This window comes from Rhizobium sp. 3T7 (assembly GCF_020166565.1).
In the GTDB taxonomy this organism is placed as follows: domain Bacteria; phylum Pseudomonadota; class Alphaproteobacteria; order Rhizobiales; family Rhizobiaceae; genus Rhizobium.
In genome coordinates this window covers 1-2,691 of record NZ_JAIQXS010000047.1, presented here as the reverse complement: position 1 = coordinate 2,691, position 2,691 = coordinate 1, and the positions used below count along the sequence as shown (strand labels likewise).

Sequence of the window (2,691 nt, the reverse complement as noted above, 5' to 3'; positions counted from 1 at the left end):
ATTAGAACCAGCATTAGTGCTGACACTAATATCAGATCTGAGAGGTTGGCATGGCTCGCATGGAGATCATTTCCGGCGTTGAGCGTAGGCGGCGGTGGTCGAAGGAAGCGAAGCTGGCGATATTGGCGGAAACGGATCAGCCCGGCGTTCGCATTGGTGATGTCGCTCGTCGTCATGACATTTATCCTGCGCAGATCCGTTTATGGCGGAAAACGCTTAGCCACTTCGATGTGTCAGCAACGTTCCTTCCGGTCCACCTGGTCAACGAAGTAAGCCTCGGGCAGATGCCGGCGGCCGGCGGGGCGCCCGCGCTTATCAAGATCCAGCTACGAAATGGTCGCAGTTTGAAAGTTCCGGCGGACATTGAACGCAAGACGCTGTCATCGTTGATCGCGTGTGTTGAGGCTGCATGATCGGGCCGACCGGGAATGTGCGGGTCTACTTGGCTTGCGGGGTGACCGATATGCGGCGTGGTATCGATGGACTGTCTGCGATGGTCGAGGCGGTGATCAAGGAAGCGCCGGGTTCCGGCGCGATCTTCGGCTTCCGCGGAAAACGCGCCGACCGGATCAAGCTTTTATGGTGGGATGGCCAAGGGTTCTGCCTGTTTTACAAGATTCTCGAGCGCGGATACTTTCCTTGGCCGACGGCGAAAGATGGTGTTGCGCATCTGACGCAGGCTCAGTTGTCGATGCTTGTTGAAGGGATTGACTGGCGCCGACCAGCGTGGACCTCCGCCCCTGGCCGCACGGGTTAAAAGCTATATTTTACAGAGACATCCGGGGCAAAACGCTAGTGCTTTCGCGGCAAATCGGCTATGTTTTTGGGCATGAAAGCACCGCCGCTGGACAGTCAGGACGAGCTATTGGCATTGCGCGCGCTCGTCGCTGAACAGGCGGCGAAACTTGAGAGCCAAGAAGCCGAGGTCATCAAACGCGACTCGATCATCGGTCTTCTGCGCGCGCAGCTGGAACTGCTCCGACATCGGCAGCACGGCGCATCCTCGGAAAAGATCGATCGGAAGATTGAGCAATTCGAACTGATGCTCGAGGAGATCGAAGCCTCTCGCGCCGAGGCTGATGCTCGTTCCGGAAAAGGCCTGCTGCCAGATCTGGATGATACCCCCGACAAGCCGAAACGCAGACCTCTGCCGGATGGCCTTCCAACTGAAGAGCGGGTGTACACAGCGCCCTGCAGTTGCCCGACTTGTGGTGGCATGTCCTTCCTGAAGGCGGCCGACAAGGTGGTCCAGGTGATGGAGCATGTGCCGGCTTCTGTGAAGATCGTCCGGCATATCGAGAAGCGCATGGTCTGTAAGGACTGCGATACAATGGTATCGGGTGAGATGCCGAGCTTGCCGATCGAGCGAGGCAAACCTGGACCAGGACTGCTCGCACACATCATGGTCGCCAAATTTGACGATCATATCCCACTCTACCGTTTGTCCGAGATGTACGACCGGCTGGGGATAGACATCTCCCGGTCTGTCATGGCGGACTGGGTTGGCCGTGTGTCCGTTCTGCTCTCGCCCCTCATCCTGCTGATCAGAGCCCATATCGCCGCGGTCGACCGAATACACACGGACGATACGCCGGTCGATGTTCTCGACCCAGGACGAGGAAAGACGAAGACCGGCAGGGTGTGGGTCTATGTCTTCGATGGCAGCGGCTACCAGGATCCCACGCCCGGAGCGATCGCCTATTACTATAGCCCCGACCGAAAGGGCGCGCATCCGGCTGAACACCTCGCTCACTTCAGCGGCGTAATGCATGCGGATGGGTATGCTGGCTATAGCAAGCTTTACGGCAACCAGATCATCGAAGCTGCGTGCATGGCGCATGTGCGCCGCAAGTTCCATGATGTGATCAAGCTCAAGCCATCTCCGATCGCCGACGAGGCTCTGTCGCGCATCGGTGCACTCTACGATATCGAGGATCGTATCCGCGGCATGTCGGCTGACGAGAGGCGAACACTGCGCCAGCAACACGCCAGACCCATTCTGGCGGACCTCAAGGCCTGGATAGAAGTGACACTTTCAACGCTGCCGCAGAAACAGAAGCTTGCCGAAGCGATGCGATACGCCCTCTCGCGATGGGCAGCTTTGAGCGTCTACATTGACGATGGCCGTGTCAAAATCGATAACAACATAGCTGAGCGCGCTATGAGGCCACTCGGAATTGGAAGAAAAAATTGGCTCTTCGCCGGCTCTGACAAGGGCGGCGAGCGCATCGCCAATATCCTGACCATCATCGAGACAGCCAAACTCCATGGCCACAATCCCGAGACCTATCTCACAGACGTCCTGACCAGGATCCAGAGCCATCCGAAAGATCGACTTGAGGAACTGCTCCCGTGGCAGTGGACTCCGGCAAAAGACCGGTACGAGGCTGCGTGATGGCACGCTCAAGGATCATCTATACCCTCAAACAGGTCGCTGAGATGATCGGCGAGAACCTCGAGTTGATCGAAGAGGTGACCGCCAACTCGGATAATATCAGCGAAGGCGAATTGCTTTATGTCCGCGACGGCAGCGAATCCGGCACAAAGGGCCTGACCGAGAACGGCGTGGACGAGCTCCAGAATCTCCTCGCCGACATACGGACATGGGATGGTGGAATCCGCCAGTTTCTCGTCGATGAACAATGCGATCCGGATGTGGTCGAACGCGTTATGGCAGACGAGATGAAACGC

General features: G+C 57.5%; 4 protein-coding genes. All 4 read left to right on the top strand.

The genetic code is table 11. The annotated features are described in order from the left end of the window. The first annotated feature begins 50 nt into the window (after nucleotides 1-50). Nucleotides 51-413, top strand: coding sequence for an IS66-like element accessory protein TnpA (gene tnpA, locus K9B32_RS28740; RefSeq protein WP_224568765.1), 363 nt, complete (start codon nucleotides 51-53; stop codon nucleotides 411-413). Further along, nucleotides 410-757, top strand: coding sequence for an IS66 family insertion sequence element accessory protein TnpB (gene tnpB, locus K9B32_RS28735; protein WP_018240454.1), 348 nt, complete (start codon nucleotides 410-412; stop codon nucleotides 755-757). The genes tnpA and tnpB overlap by 4 nt, the downstream gene beginning before the upstream one ends. A gap of 72 nt (nucleotides 758-829) precedes the next feature. Continuing rightward, nucleotides 830-2,395 (top strand): IS66 family transposase, encoded by a 1,566-nt coding sequence (tnpC, locus tag K9B32_RS28730; protein ID WP_224568763.1) that lies wholly within the window; start codon nucleotides 830-832, stop codon nucleotides 2,393-2,395. Beyond that, nucleotides 2,395-2,691: hypothetical protein (locus K9B32_RS28725; protein ID WP_224568761.1), on the top strand; the 297-nt coding region annotated here is incomplete at its 3' end. The genes tnpC and K9B32_RS28725, both read left to right, overlap by 1 nt.